The sequence below is a fragment of the Nonomuraea sp. NPDC048916 genome, assembly GCF_040649575.1.
Taxonomy (GTDB): domain Bacteria; phylum Actinomycetota; class Actinomycetes; order Streptosporangiales; family Streptosporangiaceae; genus Nonomuraea.
Genome location: NZ_JBEZFS010000025.1, coordinates 18,255 through 37,817 on the forward strand (window position 1 = coordinate 18,255; position 19,563 = coordinate 37,817).

18 protein-coding genes are annotated in these 19,563 nt (G+C 68.9%); 13 read left to right on the forward strand and 5 right to left on the reverse strand.

Going from position 1 to position 19,563, the window contains the following annotated elements; all coding sequences use genetic code 11:
• Positions 1-21: 21 nt before the first annotated feature.
• Positions 22-771: a DUF1838 family protein gene (locus AB0C16_RS25930; protein ID WP_357686511.1), complete on the reverse strand. Its 750-nt coding sequence runs from the start codon at positions 769-771 to the stop codon at positions 22-24.
• Positions 772-882: 111 nt separating this feature from the next.
• On the opposite strand from AB0C16_RS25930, the gene AB0C16_RS25935 reads away from it, so the two are divergent.
• From AB0C16_RS25935 to AB0C16_RS25945, 3 genes are read left to right on the forward strand one after another with little or no spacing between them, the layout of a single operon-like run.
• Complete coding sequence (locus AB0C16_RS25935) at positions 883-1,533, forward strand: biliverdin-producing heme oxygenase (protein WP_357686512.1); 651 nt, start codon at positions 883-885, stop codon at positions 1,531-1,533.
• Positions 1,530-2,696 (forward strand): NADH-ubiquinone oxidoreductase-F iron-sulfur binding region domain-containing protein, encoded by a 1,167-nt coding sequence (locus AB0C16_RS25940; protein WP_357686514.1) that lies wholly within the window; start codon positions 1,530-1,532, stop codon positions 2,694-2,696. Before AB0C16_RS25935 ends, AB0C16_RS25940 begins: the two co-directional genes overlap by 4 nt.
• Positions 2,697-2,705: 9 nt before the next feature.
• The gene (locus AB0C16_RS25945; protein ID WP_357686516.1) at positions 2,706-2,894 is read left to right on the forward strand and encodes a ferredoxin; all 189 of its coding nucleotides are present in this window, start codon (positions 2,706-2,708) and stop codon (positions 2,892-2,894) included.
• Between the two features lie 137 nt (positions 2,895-3,031).
• Here the strand turns inward: AB0C16_RS25945 and AB0C16_RS25950 are convergent, their stop codons facing one another.
• The gene (locus AB0C16_RS25950) at positions 3,032-3,679 is read right to left on the reverse strand and encodes a biliverdin-producing heme oxygenase (RefSeq protein WP_357686518.1); all 648 of its coding nucleotides are present in this window, start codon (positions 3,677-3,679) and stop codon (positions 3,032-3,034) included.
• A 123-nt stretch (positions 3,680-3,802) separates the two neighbouring features.
• Between AB0C16_RS25950 and AB0C16_RS25955 the strand changes: the two genes are divergently transcribed.
• Together AB0C16_RS25955 and AB0C16_RS25960 are read left to right on the forward strand one after the other, a co-directional pair.
• Positions 3,803-4,399 carry a TetR/AcrR family transcriptional regulator gene (locus tag AB0C16_RS25955; protein ID WP_357686519.1) on the forward strand — a complete coding sequence of 199 codons (597 nt, stop codon included), beginning with the start codon at positions 3,803-3,805 and terminating at the stop codon, positions 4,397-4,399.
• Positions 4,400-4,525: 126 nt separating this feature from the next.
• Positions 4,526-5,647, forward strand: coding sequence for a C40 family peptidase (locus tag AB0C16_RS25960; protein WP_357686520.1), 1,122 nt, complete (start codon positions 4,526-4,528; stop codon positions 5,645-5,647).
• Positions 5,648-5,932: 285 nt separating this feature from the next.
• Here the strand turns inward: AB0C16_RS25960 and AB0C16_RS25965 are convergent, their stop codons facing one another.
• Positions 5,933-7,648: a VanW family protein gene (locus AB0C16_RS25965; protein ID WP_357686521.1), complete on the reverse strand. Its 1,716-nt coding sequence runs from the start codon at positions 7,646-7,648 to the stop codon at positions 5,933-5,935.
• Positions 7,649-7,914: 266 nt separating this feature from the next.
• On the opposite strand from AB0C16_RS25965, the gene AB0C16_RS25970 reads away from it, so the two are divergent.
• Positions 7,915-8,292: a hypothetical protein gene (locus tag AB0C16_RS25970; RefSeq protein WP_357686523.1), complete on the forward strand. Its 378-nt coding sequence runs from the start codon at positions 7,915-7,917 to the stop codon at positions 8,290-8,292.
• 47 nt (positions 8,293-8,339) lie between these two features.
• Positions 8,340-9,938: a multicopper oxidase family protein gene (locus AB0C16_RS25975; protein WP_357686525.1), complete on the forward strand. Its 1,599-nt coding sequence runs from the start codon at positions 8,340-8,342 to the stop codon at positions 9,936-9,938.
• 191 nt (positions 9,939-10,129) lie between these two features.
• Here the strand turns inward: AB0C16_RS25975 and AB0C16_RS25980 are convergent, their stop codons facing one another.
• Positions 10,130-10,411 (reverse strand): arginase family protein, encoded by a 282-nt coding sequence (locus tag AB0C16_RS25980; protein WP_357686526.1) that lies wholly within the window; start codon positions 10,409-10,411, stop codon positions 10,130-10,132.
• A gap of 354 nt (positions 10,412-10,765) precedes the next feature.
• Here AB0C16_RS25980 and kdpF point away from each other — a divergent pair, with 354 nt between their 5' ends.
• From kdpF to AB0C16_RS26010, 6 genes are read left to right on the forward strand one after another with little or no spacing between them, the layout of a single operon-like run.
• The gene (gene kdpF, locus AB0C16_RS25985; protein ID WP_336203760.1) at positions 10,766-10,855 is read left to right on the forward strand and encodes a K(+)-transporting ATPase subunit F; all 90 of its coding nucleotides are present in this window, start codon (positions 10,766-10,768) and stop codon (positions 10,853-10,855) included.
• Entirely contained in the window at positions 10,855-12,516 is a 1,662-nt protein-coding gene (kdpA, locus tag AB0C16_RS25990; RefSeq protein ID WP_357686528.1) for a potassium-transporting ATPase subunit KdpA, read from the forward strand. The genes kdpF and kdpA overlap by 1 nt, the downstream gene beginning before the upstream one ends.
• A gap of 1 nt (position 12,517) precedes the next feature.
• Complete coding sequence (kdpB, locus tag AB0C16_RS25995; protein ID WP_357686530.1) at positions 12,518-14,785, forward strand: potassium-transporting ATPase subunit KdpB; 2,268 nt, start codon at positions 12,518-12,520, stop codon at positions 14,783-14,785.
• A complete protein-coding gene (locus AB0C16_RS26000) occupies positions 14,786-15,646 on the forward strand; it encodes a potassium-transporting ATPase subunit C (RefSeq protein WP_357686531.1) in 861 nt (286 codons plus the stop codon).
• Positions 15,643-18,189 (forward strand): DUF4118 domain-containing protein, encoded by a 2,547-nt coding sequence (locus AB0C16_RS26005; RefSeq protein ID WP_357686532.1) that lies wholly within the window; start codon positions 15,643-15,645, stop codon positions 18,187-18,189. Before AB0C16_RS26000 ends, AB0C16_RS26005 begins: the two co-directional genes overlap by 4 nt.
• Positions 18,186-18,854: a response regulator gene (locus tag AB0C16_RS26010; protein ID WP_357686533.1), complete on the forward strand. Its 669-nt coding sequence runs from the start codon at positions 18,186-18,188 to the stop codon at positions 18,852-18,854. The genes AB0C16_RS26005 and AB0C16_RS26010 overlap by 4 nt, the downstream gene beginning before the upstream one ends.
• Positions 18,855-19,013: 159 nt before the next feature.
• Here AB0C16_RS26010 and AB0C16_RS26015 read toward each other — a convergent pair whose 3' ends face one another.
• Positions 19,014-19,532, reverse strand: a complete 519-nt coding sequence (locus AB0C16_RS26015) for a pyridoxamine 5'-phosphate oxidase family protein (protein ID WP_357686534.1) — start codon at positions 19,530-19,532, stop codon at positions 19,014-19,016.
• Positions 19,533-19,563 lie beyond the last annotated feature (31 nt).

A 19,563-nucleotide genomic window follows, 5' to 3' on the forward strand; every position in this document is an offset into this window, starting at 1 on the left:
CTGCGGGATGCGGAAGCTTCTTTACGACACTCCGTCATCATCCGAACGATGGATTGCCTTGAAGTACGTCCAGCTGGTCTCGTTCGGCGCGGACCACTCCCCGGGGGCGTGCGCGAAGTGCGGGGCCCGCTCTTCCACGAAGGCTCGAAGGCGCGCGGGCACGTCGCCCCAGCCCGCCGCCTTCGCGCCCCGGCAGTGGTAGACCAGCGCGCCGGGGCGGTCGGCCATCCGCATCCAGGGCAGCCAGGGCGCGACCCGGGTCCACGACAGGACGCAGGGCACGTTGCCCACGGCCGGATCGTCGAAGTCGGCCGCACGCGCGAAGAACTGGAACAACTCCATCGCCCGGTAGGTGTCGTCCGCCGAGTTGGCCGGGAACTCGGCCACCGGCAGCGGCGAGGGATAGGCCAGCAGCACGTCGGTGTTGACGACCACGTTCTCGCCGACCCGGGTCGTGGGCGCGGCGAGACCCGCGGGCCAGCGCAGGTTGACCGGGTCGTTCCAGACGTGCAGGACCCGCACCCGCTCGCCCGAGTACCGGTTGTCCCAGGTTTCCAGCGTCTCCCGGGTCGCCGGGTCCAGATAGCGGGCGGTCTCGCGGGCGAGCAGGCGGTAGCCGTCGCCGCCGGCCACGGCGCGGGCGACGTTCACGCCCTCGAAGCCGAACAGGTGATGGGGCCCGTCGCCGGGCAGCCACGCGTACACGTCGCCGGTCCACCAGACGGCGACCTCCGCGCCGGCCAGGTCCGCCCGGATGCGCACCAGATCCATCTCGCCCTCCTTTTATGACGATGTGTCGTTAAAAACCTTGACGCCGAAGCCCTGTTTGATGACACTCTGTCGTGAAACGTAATTCCAATGCAATGCCCTGGAGGTTGGAAAATGACGGAGACCTTCGCCGACCAGCTCAGGAAGGCGACCTGGACCGACCACGACGCGGCCGAGCACACCGCCTACCTGGAAGCGCTGATGGACGGGAAGCTGTCTCGGGCGGGCTACGGCGAGATGGTCGCCCAGCACTACTACGCCTACGTCGCCCTGGAGGAGACGGGCCGGTCCCTGGCCGGCGACCCCATCGCGGGAGCGTTCGTCCGGCCCGAGCTGGAACGGGTCTCCGCCCTGGAGCGAGACCTGGAGGCGCTGTACGGCACGGACTGGCGCGAAAAGATCACCCCGTCGAAGTCCACGCTCACGTACGTGGCCCGGATCAACCAGGTCGCCGACTGGCCCGGCGGCTTCATCGCCCACCACTACACCCGCTACCTCGGCGATCTGTCCGGCGGGCAGGTGATCGGCAAGATCGCGCAGCGGACCTACGGCTTCGAGGGCGATCAGGGCGCCGGCTTCTACTCCTTCCCCGGCATCCCGGACCTGAAGGCGTTCAAGGTCGAGTACCGCGATCGGCTCAACGCGCTCGACCTGGACGAGGTCCAGCGCAAGCGGGTGATCGGTGAGACGCTGCTGGCCTACCAGCTCAACACCGAGGTCCTCATCGACTGTGGCAAGCGGCTGTCCGAATACCTGGTGGCATGAGGTTCCCCATCACGGTGCGATCTCTCGGCGCCCCCCGCCTCCTGCTCGACGAGACCGCGGACGAGGGGGAGCCGGCCTCCTCCGAGATCGTCCAGATCGCCGAAGCCGCCGGCATCAGGGGCCGGGGTGGCGCGGGGTTCCCGCTGGCCGTCAAACTCCGCTCGATCACGGCCGCCGACCTCGTGATCGCGAACGGGGCAGAGGGGGAGCCCACCTCGGTCAAGGACCGGTTCCTGCTCCGGGAGCGCCCCGCGTTGGTCCTGCGCGGACTCCGGCTGGCCGCTCGTGCCGTCGGCGCCGGACGCGCCTGCGTCTATCTCAGTGATCACGCCGCGGCTGTGACGCTGCGCCGGCTCGCGCCTGATGGCGTCGACATCATCGAGGTGCCGCCCGGATACGTGGCCGGCGAGGAGACGGCGGCCGTCCGTGCGATCGGCGGCGGACCCGCGTTGCCCACCGCCAAACCGCCCCGCCCCTGGCAGTCGGGGATCCTGGTCTGCAACGTCGAGACCCTGGCCCAGCTGGCGCTCGCGGCCCGCCTCGGTCCCGCCGCCTACCGCATGACCGGCACCGCCGACTCGCCCGGAACCCTCCTGGTCACGCTGTCCGGCGCGGGCCGGACTCCGGCGCTGTTCGAGGTTCCGTACGGTGTGCGACTCGGAGACGTCGTCCGGAGCCACCTCGGACGGGTGGACCGGGTGACCGGCGTGCTCGCCGGAGGCTTCGCCGGTGGTCTGCTTCCCGCCCGGGCGCTGGACCTTCCCCTGACTCACGCGGCGTTCGCCGGAGTCGGCAGCACGCTCGGCTGTGGCGCCTTCGTCCTTCTCGCCGGAGATTGCCCGATCGGCGTGGCCGCGGAGGTGGCCAGGTTCCTCGACCGGGAGAACGCCCGGCAGTGCGGCCCCTGCGTCAAGGGCCTCCAAGGCGTCGCGGAGACGCTGGACCGCCTGGTGATCGGCTCGGCGACGGGGGAGGACGTCGACCGGCTGGAGAGATGGGGGGCGGCTCTCCCCGGGCGGGGCAACTGCGCCACGCCCGACGCGGCATCCGTCCTGATCGGATCGCTCTTCCGTCATCATCGCCCCCTGGTTCGGGCGCACGTCGGCACTGCGTGCCCGGCGTGCGTGCCCGCCGATTTCCGTATCCCTGTTGAGGAGACTTGAGGAGAGCCGATGAGAGTCGCGATCGACGCGTCCGTCTGTGATGGCAAGGGTTACTGCAAGCGATTCGCGCCCGAGGTGTTCGACCTGGACGAGTGGGGTTACGGCAAGGTGGTGCGGGACGAGGTGCCCGCCGACCAGCAGGCCAACGCCATGGCCGCGGTCGAGGCATGCCCGATGCAGGCCATCAGGCTCGTATGACCTCGTATGACATCGCAGGAGTTCGCACGAGTTCGCACGAGTTCGCACGAGTTCGCACGAGCTTGTACGAGTTCGTGCGAGTTCGTACGGTGAAGGCCGCCCCTGTCCCCGGGGCGACCTTCACCGGTGAGGCCGTCTCAGCCGATGCCGCAGGTCTCGCCCAGTTCGACCGTGATCGCGGCGTTGCCGTCGAACGCGTGATCGCCCTCCGCGACCAGGGCGGCGACGTCCTCATCGGTGACCGGGACCGCGTTCATCCTGGCGTGGTACTCGGTGACGAACGCGTGGGTGTCCTCGATCTCGGCGAAGTCGTAGAAGGCCATGCCCGCACCCTCGCTCAGGCCGTATGCGGTGCTCAGCATCCTGGCCAGGGTGGCGCCGCCGTGCAGGTATCCGGCGTAGCGGATCCAGTGGTGGGGCACCAGTCCGAGCGGCCACTCCTCGCGGACCCGGTCCAGCCGTGCGGTGTAGGCGTCGGTCGCGGGGGAGGACTCCAGCGCGGCTCGCCAGTCACGGCCGTAGAAGTGAGCGAGGTCGCGCTCGATGGCCTCGGTCCTGTTGAGCTGGGGGAGATGCAGGCCGCCCACGGCAGGGTGGTCGCGCAGGGCCTCGGTGGTCCGCTCCAGCGCGGAGTAGACGGTGTGGAAGCGCACGAGCCAGAGGCGGTAGGCGTCCTCGGTGAGCTTGCCCTGGAAGAGAGCCAGCATGTAGGGGGTGTTCTCCGCTGCGCGATGGGCGTCCGATGTGCCTCGATACAGCAGCTTGGACAGGGGTTCGCGGTCCATGGCCCTCCTCGGTTTATGACGTTCCGTCATAAAGATAACGACACCATGTCGCAAAAACAATGGAACCACGTTCCCGAATGTTCCCGCCTTTGGCCACCGCGCCCCACATGCGAAGATGCCTGAGTGCCTCGGATTTCCGCAGCGAATCTCAGCGAGCATCGCGCTCAGACCCTGGAGCGCATCTTCGAGGCGATCTCACGGTTGTCCAGGGATCGGGCCATCGACGACATCTCCATGACCGACGTCGCCGCCGCGGCCGGAGTCGCGCGCACCGTCCTGTACAACTACTTTCCCGACAAGGGTGCGCTGTTGCTGGCCTTCAGCGAGCGCGTGACGGATTACTTCATCGAGCGGTACGAACGCGAGTTGCCTGTTCACGCGCCCGCCGCGGAACGGCTCACGGCGTTCGTCAGACTCCAGCTCAACGGTCTCCAGGCCCACCCGCACCCGGGACCGGTGGAGATGTCCGCCGCTCTCGGCCCCGAGGCCTATCAGGCGCTGGCCGGCCATGTGGCGCCGATGCAGGAGATCCTCTCGAGAATCATCGCCGCCGGGGTGGCGTCGGGGGAGTTCCGCCGGCTGGACCCGGCCGCCGCGGCGCGCAGCGTCATGGCGGTCATCGGGGCCGAGCGGATCCCGCTGATCCGTGGTCAGGTGACTCCGGATGAGGCGGAGCACACGGTCAACGCCTTCGTGCAGGCGGCGTTGAAGAACTCGTGACGCGGGGGGAACGCGAACGGGGACAACATCCGTCTACTATATTCAATAGTAGATAAGGTGACCAGCAGGCAAGGAGAGGCATCATCCCCGCTCTGCGCACGATAATCGTCACGGCCAGCAGCGGCGATGGATCGTCATAGCTTCTCGGCGATATTCCTGCTGTCTGCAGCGATCGTCACCGTTGTGGCGACGAGTGTCGTCGTCCTCGCCGAAATGGAAGGCGTTCCCGAGACCACACAACCGGTCTCGCGGCCATCTCCCGCGGACAGGCGCCTTCCCGCCGCGACGCCGACGGCTGAGCCTGTCGCGCCGTTGAAGCGGCGGCGTGAGGCGCACCTTCTCGTGATCGGCTCGCGTACGCTGCCCGGGCAGGTGGTCGCGAGCATCCGCGGGCGGGCAGGGGTGGCAGCGGTCGAGCAGGTTGACGCCGCGCGATTAACGATCTCGGGCCGGAACGTGGCGACTTTGGGGGTCGATCCGTCGTCGTTCCGTTCGTATACGCCCGGTCCCACCGCACGCTCGGATCCGCTGTGGCAGAGCGTCGCGGCAGGAGACGCCGCCGTCTCCTTCGGGTTGGGGACGGATGGCGGGCTGGCGCTCGGAAGTTCGGTAAGGGCAGGACGTGAGGACCTGCGCGTCGGGGCGATCGCCACCATGGGGCTGGGAGTCATCGACGCGGTCGTGTCATCGCGGACGGCTCGGCGCTTGGGCCTCCCGCGCAAGAATGCCCTGCTGGTGAGCGCACCGCGAGCCGACTCGGCCCGACTCAGGGAGGCTCTGTCGCGGAAACTGCCCGCAGGTGTTCAGGTCGTCGTCCTCAAGCCTGCGTTCACGCCTGCGCGAACCGAGAAATCTCCCAGTTCGCTCTCCGATGATCGGATCCGCACGGTCCTGGCCGCGGCAGCGAGCAAGCTCGGCGCTCCATATGTATGGGGTGCGGAGGGGCCCGACGCGTTCGACTGTTCCGGGCTGATCCAGTGGGCGTTCGGACGCGCCGGCATCCGCCTGCCCAGGGTGACGCACCAGCAGTTCGCCAGCGGTCCCCAGGTGCCCTTCGCGCAGATGCGGCCAGGCGACCTGATCTTTTGGCGGTTGGACCCGACCAACCCTGGCTACATCTCCCACGCGGCGATCTACTGGGGTGACGGGAAGATGATCCAGGCTCCCCGGACGGGTGACGTCGTGAAGATCGTGCCCGTGCACACACGAAACCTCGCCGGCGTCGTCAGGGTCCCCGCTGGGACCTGAGACCCCACGGATAGGTCTGCGGGTTGAGGCGGTGTCGCGGGCGCCCGAGGACGCATCGTCGAGCAGGCGAGGGCGGCGCTTCCGGGTTCTCCATCGCCTGGCTGGGTGTGTCTGTTGGGGTGGTGAGCTTCGTGACGATGCGCCAAGCCCGCTTGGCGCATCGTCAGGCCAAGGTACGCGGAGGGGGCGGCCGGGGTTCGAGCCGCTCCCTCGTGATGACCGGTGAGCGGCCGGTGGAGCAGCGCCAGGAGCAACCCGCCACCCGCACGGCTCTGTTGTTGGTGCTCAGGTGCATGTGAGGCGGGGCTCTGGCTGGTAGACGGTGGTGAACTTCTGCTTGCGCACGATCTTGCCGTTCTGCTTGAAGATCCGCCAGACGTCGATCGTGAAACCCTCCACGCCTTGCATGGGGATGCATTTCGGGCCGGACTCGTTCAGGGCGGGGAAGTTCTTGATGTTATAGCGTGCCGAGCTCTCGGACTCGATCGCGTACCGCTTAGTGCTCCAGAACTGCACCGTGATGGACGTGCCGGTGTAGGAGGTTTTGATCAGTACGCCGTATGGTGAGTCGTTTCGGAAGCGGAAGTCCGGCTGGGGATAGGAGACCGTGGACTCGCGTCCCGCCGGGTATCTGGAGATGTAGTACTGGTGCGCCATGTGCTGGACGTCCTGGAAACCGCCGAAGAACACCGCGTTGAACAGCGTGGTGGCGAACTGCGAGACCCCGCCACCGACGTCGTTGACGAACCGGTTGTTCAGGATCATCGGCGCCTCGACGAACCCTCGCGCCTTGTCCCGCTTGCCGACCACCCCGTTGAGGGAGAACGTTTCCCCTGGCCTGACGATGTAGCCGTCCACGATGTCGGCGATGCGGTGGATGTTGGTGACGCGCGGCACGCAGCATGGATGCCTGGTGGTGAAAGAGCTGACCCTCTCCTCGATACCGAGCTTTCCTGCCTGCTCCGTGGTCACCCGGGGCTGGATCCGCTTGAGTGGGACGTCGGCGGTGCGCTCGCCGGCGGCGAGGGCTGTGGTGATCCTCTTGCCGAGGGCGGTCGCGTCGATGCCTGTGCCGGTCCGCGCGGGGATCAGGCGCGGCTTGCCTTTGATGATCTTGAAAGATGCGTCTTTCGGTTGCTGGGCTGATCCGACGAGTTGTTCGCCGAGCTTGTCGGAGAGGTTGTGGGCGTCGAAGTCCGGGCGTAACGACCCCCGCCGGTCGGGGATGAAACGCAGGTGTGCCGCGAGCTCTTGCGAGGAAAGGGTTGCCCGCTTGACTCCGTTGATCAGCGTGAACGGCTGGGCGGCCGCGGTACGCGCCACCGTCCCGGCGATCCGGCCTACCTCCTCGGCCGTCACCGAGGCGGGCCGTTCGCGCACGGGTAGGTCGATGCGGCCAGAGGTCTTCATGAAGGCTGCTCGCAGTGCGCGGGCTGCCCCGCCTTGATCTAACGCCAGGCCCGGTCGCGGCTCGACGGCCTGGGGCTCGAGGCCGCGATAGCGTATGTTGCCCTCCTGGGGCTTGCGATCCACCGACTGGGCGAGGGTGGCGACGCGCTTGGCCAGGAGTCGCTCGTCGACGTGGACCACCGGTGCGACGGTGTGGCCACCGAACAGGGATCGGGCGATGCCGGTCGGTGTCGTCGCCCCATCGAGCGTCAAGGCGACCGTGGCTCGCGCGTCGAAGGCGAGGCCGAGATCGCGCGGTGCCAGCCGTACCGTCTTGCCGGCCATCCGTGCGGTGATGGGGCGAGCGGCTGCTGGGCCGAGACGGCGATCCAGGAGCGACTGGGCCTCTGCAGGGGAGAGGCCGCCGATTTCAATGCCATCGACCCGCGTATTTGGCGGAACCACGCCCCTGAGGATGATCGCGGAAACGGCGTACGCGATCAGCACGACAAGCACGAACCCGCCGAGAACGGCCGGCAGGAGGCGTCGCCTCGACGTCGCTGGGTTGGTGCGCATCAGCAGCCCCGCGGCGGCAGTACGAATTCCTCGCATGGCGCAGAATCTACTAGGTGAAACCGTAGATTAACGATCGAGGACTGCTGCAGGACATGTCGCTTCCTCTTCTCCGTTGAGGCAGGACCTGTTCGCCTGCCTGGCATTCGAGGCGTAACTATACGGACAGCGGCGCGCCTGGGCCCGGGGTGTTCCCGACCGCCGGGCTGGTGCCTGAGGCCGGCTACTTCCCGCCCGTCCTACGATGTGCCGTAGGAGATGTGACGTATCCTTTCGGTGTGCGGGTGCGGAAGGAAGGTCGGATCGTGGCAGTGCTGCCGCGGCTGCTGCTCCTTTTGCTCCTCACGCTGGGCGTGGTCGCGATGCACACGCTCGGTCACCTAGACGGCCACGACGCACCGCCATCGGCCGCCACCGGTGCGCTCCATGTCGAGGGTGGCCACCTGGCCGTGCCGGATTCCGACTCCGGCACGGTGCCGAGCGGCACACCCGACACCGCGTCGATCTGCCTGACGATTCTCGTCACCCTCGTCACCCTGGCTCTCTTGCGAGTGCGGAGGGCGGGACCGCTTGACGCGTGGTCCCGCGACGGCTCACGCCTGGCTCAGCACGTGACCGGGCTGCTGCGCGGGCCGCCACCTTTATCGCTCACACCGAAGCACACGGTCGTGCTGCGGATATAGACGTCCGGATCCGGGCCGCTGGAGCCGTCGCGCCCAGCCTCGTCCGGTTGACCGTCCATGCCCAGCACAACTTCAGCGAGGCACCAACCATGCAGATCGATCGACGTACCCTGCTCCGGGCCGGTCTTGGCCTCCTGGGAGGGGCCGCCCTCAGCGCGTGCGCGAAGGACCCCATCACTCCCGCGTTCATCAGCCCGACCAGCGAACAGGTTCGCGCCGCGGAACAGCTCCGCCGTACCGGTGCGGTCCAAGATTTCCGCCTGGTCGCCGCCGAGGATCAGGTAGACCTCGGCGGTCCAGTCGTCCGGACCTGGGCCTATGACAGCCGACTCCCCGGTGCCCCGATCCGGGTGAAGGCCGGCGAGGTGGTCCGCGCCCGGCTGGTCAACCGGCTTCCCGCCGACACCAGCATCCACTGGCACGGCCTGGCACTGCGCAACGACGCCGACGGCGTGCCCGGCGTCACTCAGCAGGCGATCTCCCCTGGGACGGAGTTCGTTTACGAGTTCGCCGCTCCGGACCCGGGCACCTATTGGTTCCACCCACATTTCGGAGCCCAGCTTGACCGCGGGCTGTACGCACCGCTGATCGTGGAGGACCCGAGGGAGCCCTTGGGGTACGACGCCGAGTGGATCGTGGTTCTCGACGATTGGCTGGACGGGGTCACCGGCACTCCGGACGAGGTACTGGCCGAGCTATCGGGTGGCATGGGCATGGCCCACGGTGCCGGTACGGCTCCTGCCACGCCGCAGAGCATGCCAGGCATGAATCACGGCGGCATGCCTGCCATGACACCCGCGCCGTCCGGTACGGCCAAACACATGCTGATGGGCGCGACCAGCCCGCTGCTCGGTGGAGACGCGGGTGACGTGCGCTATCCACACTTCCTGCTCAATGGGCGCGTCGCCGCCGCGCCGGAGACCTTCCGCGCCAAGCCAGGCGCGCGGTTGCGCATCAGGATCATCAACGCTGGCGGCGACACCGCTTTCCGGGTCGCTCTGGGCGGTCACCGGATGACCGTTACCCACACCGACGGTTTCGCCGTACAGCATGCCGAGACCGACGCGCTGCTGGTCGGCATGGGCGAGCGCTACGACGTGCTGGTCACCCTCAAGGAGGGTGTCTTCCCACTGGTCGCCCTCGCCGAGGGCAAGGACGCTCTCGCCCGCGGTCTGATTCGCTCCGCCCCGACGGCCTCCGCGCCCAAGGCCGACCTGCGTCCCTCCGAACTGGACGGCGACGTCGCCCGCTACGCCAAGCTCCGCCCGGCCGATGAGGTACGGCTCGTGCCCAAGAACCCCGACCGCACCATCGAGCTGGAACTCACCGGCAGCATGATGGCCTACGACTGGGGGATCAACGGCAAGAAGTACGATCCAAAGATCATCTCAGGGGTACGGTCCGGCGAACGGGTCCGTCTGGCGTTCATCAACCGGACCATGATGTGGCATCCGATGCACCTGCATGGCCACACCTTCGCCCTGGCCGACGGCGGCATCCGCAAGGACACCGCCATCGTCCTGCCGAACAGCAAGCTGGATGTGGACTTCGACGCCGACAACCCGGGCCTGTGGATGGTCCACTGCCACAACATCTACCACGCGGAATCCGGCATGATGACCCTCCTGGGCTACCAACAGACCTGACCCGTGAGCTCTCGGCCGTCACCGGCGGCCGAGAGATCTATCAACGGCCGGTGTCTGGATCGGTCACACGCGGTCTGGTTCGCCGCGTCCCGCCGGTCGATCTCGGCCTGCTCGGCGGCGATCTCCCTGCTGCGGGTGCCGGGGCACCGCAGGCCGCGCCCGGTTCCCGCGGCGTGGGGGTGCCCGGCCGCTCAGGGGGCGTACGGCCCCCACGCCTCCCGGTCGCGAGTCGCGACGCGGCGCCCGAGCTTGCCGGAGGCGACCATGGTGGCCAGGGCGTCCAGGATGGTGGGGTAGCCGATGGAGTGGTCACCGCCCAGCACCACGGGCATCACGCCTGCGGCGGCGACATGGCTGATGGCCTTGGCGATCTGGTCGAAGGACTTCTCGAGGTTGGCGGGGATCGTGACGACGTCGCCCTGCGGGCCGAAACGGGTGCCGGGCCGGTAGGTGGTGCCGGCCTCCAGTGGCACGCCGAAGACCGAGGTCGTCCTTCGCTCTGCGACTGAGTGTCCGACTATCCACGTTTCGAGTGGACCTTCCGGGCCACTTGCCGCCTCCCAACGGCATCGACGCTGATCTCAGCGCTTCCGGACGGCCGTGCCGCGTACGAATCGCGTCAAGATCCGGTCTTCGGCCGTATGAAGACCGTCAAGAAAGACCAAACGGGATTATTTCGGAGATTTGCTGGTCATGAGCCGCTCGTCCCGGGTGGCAAGGAATGCGTTCCGGAATTGAGGAGTGGGGATGGCAGACGTCATCTTCGTCGTCCTGACGATCGCGATCTTCGTGGTCTTCGGGCTCGTCGTGAAGGCGGTGGAGCGCCTGTGAGCGCGATCAACGCCACCGGTCTCGTGGTCGTCGTGGCTCTGGTGATCTTCATGGTCGCGGCCCTGTTGTTCCCGGAGCGTTTCTGATGAGCCCGGCCGCGGCAGGGATGCTCTTCATCGTCTCCCTGATCCTCGCGCTGGCCCTGGTGCACAAGCCGCTCGGTGACCACATGTACCGGGTCTACACGACCACCAGGCACAACGTCGTCGAGCGGGGGATCTACCGGCTGCTCGGCGTGCGCGCCGATGCCGAGCAGAGCTGGGGGGTGTACGCGCGCAGCCTGCTGGCGTTCTCGGTGATCTCGATTCTGCTCGTGTACGGCATTCAGCGCCTGCAGGACAAGCTCCCGCTGAGCCTGGGCATGAAGCCGGTCACCGACCACATCGCGTGGAACACCGCGATCAGCTTCGTCACCAACACCAACTGGCAGGCATATTCGGGCGAGTCCACGATGGGCCACCTGGCGCAGATGGCGGCTCTGGCGGTGCAGAACTTCGTGTCGGCGGCGGTCGGCATGGCGGTGGCCGTCGCGCTGGTCCGTGGCTTCGCCCGTCGCAAGGCCGGCACGGTCGGCAACTTCTGGGTGGACCTGGTGCGCGGCTGCGTGCGCGTCCTGCTGCCGATCGCGTTCGCCGGAGCGCTGGTGCTCGTGGCCGGCGGCGTGATCCAGAACCTTGCCGAGCCGCACACCGTCACCACGCTGACCGGCGGCACCCAGGCGATCACCGGGGGACCGGTCGCCTCGCAGGAGGTCATCAAGGAGCTCGGCACCAATGGCGGCGGCTTCTACAACGTCAACTCGGCCCACCCGTTCGAGAACGCCACGAGCTGGACCAACTGGTTCGAGATCTTCCTCATCCTGCTGATCCCGTTCGCGATGCCGCGCACCTTCGGCAAGATGGTCGGCCAGGTCAGGCAGGGTTACGCGATCGTCGCCGTGATGGCCATCCTCGCGCTGGCCAGCGTGGTGCTGACGAACGTCTTCGAGCTGAGCGGCAACGCCACTGTGCCGCAGGCCGTCGGAGCGGCGATGGAGGGCAAGGAGGTCCGCTTCGGTGTGTCGAACTCGGCGACCTTCGGCGCCGCCACCACGCTGACCTCGACCGGTGCGGTCGACTCCTTCCACGACTCCTACACGCCGTTCGGCGGCATGATGACGATGTTCAACATGATGCTGGGCGAGGTCGCGCCGGGCGGGGTGGGCGCGGGCCTGTACGGCATGCTCATCCTCGCGGTGATCACGGTGTTCGTGGCGGGCCTGATGGTCGGCCGGACACCCGAATACCTGGGCAAGAAGATCGGCGCTCGTGAGATCAAGCTCGCGTCGATGTACTTCCTGGTCACCCCGGTGCTGGTGCTGATCGGCACGGCGTTCGCGATGGGATCGGCGGAGCAGCGGGCGAGCATGCTCAACTCGGGGCCGCATGGCTTCTCCGAGGTGCTGTACGCCTTCACCAGTGCCTCCAACAACAACGGCTCCGCCTTCGCCGGACTCACGGTCAACACCCCGTGGTACGACGTGGCGCTCGGCCTGTGCATGGTGTTCGGCCGGTTCGTACCGATCATCCTGGTCCTGGCCCTGGCCGGCTCGCTGGCGAGGCAGGCCCCGGTGCCCGAGTCCGCGGGCACGCTGCCGACGCACCGGCCACAGTTCGTCGGCATGGTCGTCGGCGTGACGGTCATCCTGGTCGCTCTCACCTTCCTCCCGGCGCTCGCGCTCGGCCCGATCGCAGAAGGACTGTCCTGATATGTCAACCCCAGTGCTCGACGCGCCGGGCAAGGCTGCCGCGCCCAAGCCCAACGGCCGCGTGGGCGGCGGTCTGCTGGATCCCCAACAGCTGATCGTGTCGCTGCCGGACGCGTTGAAGAAACTCAACCCGGCCACGCTGTGGCACAACCCCGTGATGTTCATCGTCGAGATCGGCGCCGTGTTCACCACCGTGCTGGCGATCCTCGACCCGTCGTTCTTCGCCTGGGCCATCGTCGCGTGGCTGTGGCTGACCGTGATCTTCGCCAACCTGGCCGAGGCCGTCGCCGAGGGGCGGGGCAAGGCGCAGGCCGCCACGCTGCGCAAGGCCAAGCACGACACCACGGCGCGCCGGCTCCGCGACCCCGGCGACCTCGCGGCCCGGCTCGCCTCCGAGCGGGACGGCTCCGAGCGGCTCGCCTCCGAGCGGGACGGCTCCGAGCGGCTCGCCTCCGAGCGGGACGGCTCCGAGCGGCTCGCCTCCGACCGGGACGGCTCTGAGCAGGGCGTCTCCGAACGGGACGTCTTCGAGTGGGATGTCGTCGGCGCGGGGGAGCTGAGGCAGGGCGACCACGTGATCGTCGAGGCCGGGGAGGTCATCCCCGGCGACGGCGACGTCATCGACGGGATCGCCTCGGTGGACGAGTCGGCCATCACCGGAGAGTCCGCCCCCGTCATCCGCGAGTCCGGCGGCGACCGCTCCGCGGTGACGGGCGGCACCAAGGTGCTGTCCGACCGGATCATCGTCAAGATCACGCAGAGGCCCGGCGAGAGCTTCATCGACCGCATGATCGCCCTGGTCGAGGGCGCGAACCGGCAGAAGACGCCGAACGAGATCGCGCTGAACATCCTGCTGGCCGCCCTGACGATCATCTTCCTGGTCGCCACGGTCACCATGCAGCCGCTGGCCATCTACGCCAAGCTCACCAACCCTGGCGTGCCGGACTCACTCGCGCTGAACGGCGACGGCGTCACCGGCGTCGTGCTGGTCTCGCTGCTGGTCTGCCTGATCCCGACCACCATCGGCGCGCTGCTGTCGGCCATCGGCATCGCCGGCATGGACCGCCTCGTCCAGCGCAACGTGCTCGCGATGTCCGGCCGCGCGGTCGAGGCCGCCGGTGACGTCTCCACCCTGCTGCTGGACAAGACCGGCACGATCACGCTGGGCAACCGGCAAGCCGCCGAGTTCGTCCCGGTGGCCGGGGTGAGCGAGCAGGAGCTGGCCGAGGCGGCACAGCTGTCCAGCCTGGCCGACGCGACCCCGGAGGGCCGCTCGATCGTGGTGTTCGCCAAGGAACGCTACGGCCTGCGCGAGCGCGAGGTTCACGGCGCCGAGTGGGTGCAGTTCACCGCCCAGACCCGTATGTCCGGGGTGAACCTGGGCAGCCGCGAGGTCCGCAAGGGCGCCGCGACCGCGGTCATGAAGTGGGTACGCGACCACGGCGGCCACCCGACCGACGAGATCGGCCACGTCGTGGACGGCATCTCGGGCTCGGGCGGCACCCCGCTGGTCGTGGCCGAGAAGGGCCGCGTGCTCGGCGTGATCCACCTCAAGGACGTGGTCAAGCAGGGCATGCGCGAGCGGTTCGACGAGATGCGCCGCATGGGCATCCGGACCGTGATGATCACCGGCGACAACCCGCTGACCGCGAAGGCCATCGCCGACGAGGCCGGAGTGGACGACTTCCTGGCCGAGGCCACCCCCGAGGACAAGCTGGCCCTGATCAAGAAGGAGCAGGAGGGCGGCCGCCTGGTCGCCATGACCGGCGACGGCACCAACGACGCCCCCGCCCTGGCCCAGTCGGACGTCGGGGTGGCGATGAACACCGGCACCTCCGCCGCCAAGGAGGCCGGCAACATGGTCGACCTCGACTCCAACCCGACCAAGCTCATCGAGATCGTCGAGATCGGCAAGCAACTGCTCATCACGCGCGGCGCGCTGACCACGTTCTCCATCGCCAACGACATCGCCAAGTACTTCGCGATCATCCCGGCCATGTTCGTGGCGGTCTACCCGGGCCTGGACGCCCTCAACATCATGCGCCTGGCCAGCCCCCAGTCCGCGATCCTGTCCGCGGTGATCTTCAACGCGATCATCATCGTCGCGCTGATCCCGCTGGCACTGCGCGGCGTGCGCTATCGGCCCTCCAGCGCCTCCAAGCTGCTCAGCCGCAACCTGTACGTCTACGGCCTGGGCGGCATCGTCGCGCCGTTCATCGGCATCAAGATCATCGACCTGTTCATCCAGTTCCTTCCGGGGATGTCATAAATGGAACGTCTACCCAGCTGGCTGCGTCTGCATCTCGCCGCGATCCGGGCGGTCGCCGTCCTCACCGTGCTGCTCGGCCTGATCTACCCGCTGGTCACCACCGGCGTCGCCCAGGCGCTGTTCAACGGCAACGCCAACGGCTCGATCGTCCAGGCCGGCGGCAAGGAGGTGGGCAGCGCGCTCATCGGCCAGTCCTTCACCGACGCCGACGGCAATCCGGTCCGGAAGTACTTCCAATCGCGTCCGTCGGCCGCGGGAGCCGGCTACGACCCGCTGTCGACCAGCGCCGGCAACCTGGGTCCCGAGGACGTCGTGGACACCTTGCCGGTGCCCGGCGCCAAGGACGAGAAGGGGAATCCGGACGCGGGCAAGCAGTCGCTGCTCACCCAGGTCTGCGCCCGCTCCAAGGCCGTCGGAGAGCTGGAGGGCGTCAGCGGCGCCCGCCCGTACTGCACGCCCGACGGTGTCGGCGCGGTGCTGAAGGTGTTCCCCGACCGCGCGGTCAGCGTCAACCAGGCCTGCCCCGCCGCCCCCTTCGTCGCCACCTACCAGGGGCTGAAGGTGGAGTGCGGCAAGCCCGGCGAGGACTACGCGGCCGGCCGCACCGTTCCGGTCAGGGGCGACGCGGGAACCCCCGCGGTGCCCGCCGACGCGGTGACGGCCAGCGGCTCCGGGCTCGACCCGCACATCTCGGTCGCCTACGCCGAGCTCCAGGCGCCCCGCGTGGCCAGGGAGCGCGGCCTGGCCGTCGAGCGGGTAAGAGCGCTGATCGACGAGCACACCACCGGCCGGGCGGTCGGCTTCATGGGCGAACCCGGCGTCAACGTGCTCGAACTCAACCTGGCACTCGACCGGTCATGACCAGGGGCCGCCTGCGGGTCTACCTCGGGGCGGCCCCCGGGGTCGGCAAGACCTACGCCATGCTCGGTGAGGGCCGCCGCGGCCTGGAGCGTGGCAGGGAGGTGGTCGTGGGTTTCGTCGAGACCCACGGCCGCGCCCGCACCGCCGCCCTGCTGGAGGGCATGGAGATCATCCCCCGCAGGACCATGGTCCACCGGGGGGCCACCTTCACCGAGCTCGACGTCGAGGCGGTCATCGAGCGCGCCCCGAAGATCGCCCTGATCGACGAGCTGGCCCACACCAACGTGCCCGGCTCGCGCAACGTCAAGCGCTGGCAGGACATCGACGAGATCCTCGACGCCGGGATCGACGTCGTCTCCACGGTCAACATCCAGCACCTGGAGTCCGTCAACGACGTCGTCCAGGAGATCACCGGCGTCCCGCAGCGCGAGACCGTGCCCGACGAGGTGGTGCGCCGGGCCGACCAGGTCGAGCTGGTCGACATGTCGCCCGAGGCGCTGCGCCGCCGCATGTCCCACGGCAACGTCTACGCCCCGGAGAAGGTGAACGCGGCACTGGCCAACTACTTCCGCGTGGGCAACCTGACCGCGCTGCGCGAGCTGGCCCTGCTCTGGGTCGCCGGCAAGGTCGACGACCAGCTCGACCGCTACCGGGCCGAGCACGGCATCGCCACCACCTGGGAGGCCCGCGAACGCGTCGTGGTCGCGCTGACCGGCGGCCCCGAAGGCGACACGCTGGTCCGCCGCGCCGCCCGGATCGCCGCCCGCAGCAAGGGCGCCGACCTGATCGCGGTGCACGTGACCAGCGCCGACGGGCTGGCCGGAGGCGATCCGGCCAACCTGGCCCGCCAGCGCACCCTGGTCGAGAGCATGGGCGGCACCTACCACCAGGTCGTCGGCGACGACATCCCGCGCGCCCTGCTCGACTTCGCCCGCGGCGTCAACGCCACCCAACTCGTGCTCGGCGCCTCCAGACGCGGCCGGTTCGCGCAGGTCTTCTCCCGCGGCGTCGGGGTGGAGACCACCGCCCGGTCGGGCTCCATCGACGTCCACATGATCACCCACGCCGAAGCCAAGAAGGGACGCCGGCGACCGGCCCGCTCGCACGCCGCGCTCACCCGCGCCCGCCGGCTGACCGGCTGGGTGCTGGCCGTGGCCGGGATGCCGCTGCTGACCGCCGTGCTGTCGCCGTTCCGCGACATGCTGTCACTGCCCAGCGAGATCCTCTTCTTCCTCTGCCTGACCGTCGGCGTGGCGCTGGCGGGCGGCATGTGGCCGGCCATCACCGCCGCGATCGGCGGGTCGCTCCTGCTCAACTGGTACTTCACGCCGCCGATCGGCGAGTTCACCATCAACGACCCGGAGAACCTCTTCGCCCTGGTGGTGTTCGTCCTGGTCGCCGCAGCGGTCAGCACGATCGTCGACATCGCCGCCCGGCGCACCCGTGAGGCCGCCCGTGCCGGCGCCGACGCCGAGCTGCTGTCCACCCTGGCCGGGCACGTCCTGCGCGGCCAAGCCGCCGTGCCGTCCCTGCTGGAGCGCATGCGCGAGACGTTCGGCCTGACCTCGGTCACCCTGCTGGAACGCCGGTCCGAGGCCGCCCGCACCCCCAACGACCAGTCCGACCCTGACGCCTGGCGGATCGTCGGCACCTCCGGCGGCGCCCCGTCCACCTGCCCCGGCCAGGCCGACACCGACGTGGTCATCGACGACGACATGATGCTCGCCGCCCGGGGCGGCCCGCTGGACGCCGCCGACCGCACTGTGCTGGAGGCGTTCGCCGCCGAGGCCGCCGTCGCGCTCCGGCAGGAACGCCTCCAGGAGGCGGCCGAACAAGCCCGGCCCCTGGCCGAGGCCGACAAGATGCGCACCGCGCTGCTCGCCGCCGTCAGCCACGACCTGCGCACCCCGCTCGCCTCCGCCAAGGCCGCGGTCGAAAACCTGGGCAACACCGATGTCGCCTGGAGCGACCACGACCGCGCCGAGCTGGTCGCCACCGCGGAAGAATCCCTGGACAAGCTGGATCGGCTGGTGGCGAACCTGCTCGACATGAGCCGCCTGCAGGCCGGAGTGCTCGGCGTGACCCCGCAACCCTTGGCCCTGGAGGAGATCGTCCCGCGCGCCATCGACGACCTCGGACCGCTCGGCGACCGGATCGAGCCGGACGTCTCCATCGAGCTGCCCGAGATCCTCGCCGACCCCGCCCTCCTCGAGCGCGTGCTGGTCAACCTCATGTCCAACGCGGTCCGCTACAACCCACCCGGCGAGACAGTGCTGATCAACGCGAGCTGGCACGGCGAACACGTCGAGATCCGCGTCATCGACCGCGGCCCCGGCATCCCGCCCGACGCCCACGACCGCGTCTTCCAGCCGTTCCAGCGGCTCGGCGACCGCGACATCCACTCCGGCGTCGGGCTCGGCCTCGCCCTCGCGCGCGGCCTGACCGAGGCCATGGGCGGCACTCTCGTACCCGAAGAGACACCAGGGGGAGGTCTCACCATGATCGTGACACTGCCCATCTGCACCAAGGTGGTGACGGCATGACCCGCGTCCTCGTCGTCGACGACGAACCGCAGATCCTGCGCGCGCTGCGCATCAACCTGGCCGCCCGCCACTACGAGGTCGAGGTCGCCGCCGACGGCGGGGCAGCCCTGCGGATGGCCGCCGACACCTCGCCGGACCTGGTCATCCTCGATCTCGGTCTGCCCGACCTGGACGGTGTCGACGTCATCCACGGCCTGCGCGGCTGGAGCAGCGTGCCGATCATCGTGCTGTCCGGCCGAGCCGGTAACCAGGACAAGATCGAAGCCCTGGACGCCGGCGCCGACGACTACGTGACCAAACCGTTCGGCATCGACGAGCTGCTGGCCCGCGTGCGCGCCGTCACCCGCCGCAGGGCCACCCAGGAGGCCGAACTGGCGAGCATCCGGCTGGGCGACCATCTGATAGACCTGACCGGCAAGACGGTCTCCGGCCACGTGCGCCTGACGCCCACCGAGTGGCACATCCTGGAGCTGCTGCTGCGCCATCCGGGCAAGCTGATCAGCCAGCGCCAGATCCTCACCGAGGTGTGGGGCGCCAAGTTCGTCAAGGAGACCCACTACCTGCGCCAGTACATGACCCAGCTCCGCCGCAAACTCGAACCCGACCCGGCCCATCCCGTCCACCTGATCACCGAACCCGGCATGGGCTACCGGTTCAACCCCTGACGTCGTCTCCACGGGTGAAGCCGATATACCGCCCGCATACCGTCATGCCGGATCCTCGCCCCGAACACCTTCCACCCGGGATGATTGACCTCTTCCAGCACCCTGCTGATCGCGACGGCCGCGACGACGTTTCTCGCGGCCCGCGCCATCGCCGCGTGCTCAGAAGCGCCAGCGGGTCGCGGTCAGGCCGTCCGGCCCGTAGCCGAAGGCACGCACGGGGGTGACCCGGTAGAACACGTACTCCGGTGAGCCGGGAAGGCCGTCGTCGTAGACGAGGCCGTCGCGCGTCGAGAACGGCCACTGATACTTCGTCATGAAGGCGTCGGCCACCCGGCGCTGCCGGGCCGGGTCCTGGATGCGGGTGGCGCGGCCTTCGAGGACGAGGTCGAGGTTCGGGTCGCTGACGATGAGGACACAGTTGTCGTTGCGGTCGAGGTTCTTGGCCTTGCGCGAGCCCGGGCGGGTGGTGAAGCACGGTGCGTCGTCCGCCCACACCGGCATTACGGGCATGGTGTGAGGGCGCTCGTCCGGCCGGGTCGTCGACAGCCACGCCTGCGGCGCGGCTCGCAGGCACGCGCGCGCCTGGCTCCACGGCTTCACCGTCGCCGGGTCGGTGCTCATCGGTGTCGCGTCGGTCTCGCTGAACAGGAGTTCGGCTACGGGCATCGAATGGGCCATGCTGGTGTCTCCTCCGGCTGGAACGGGCGAG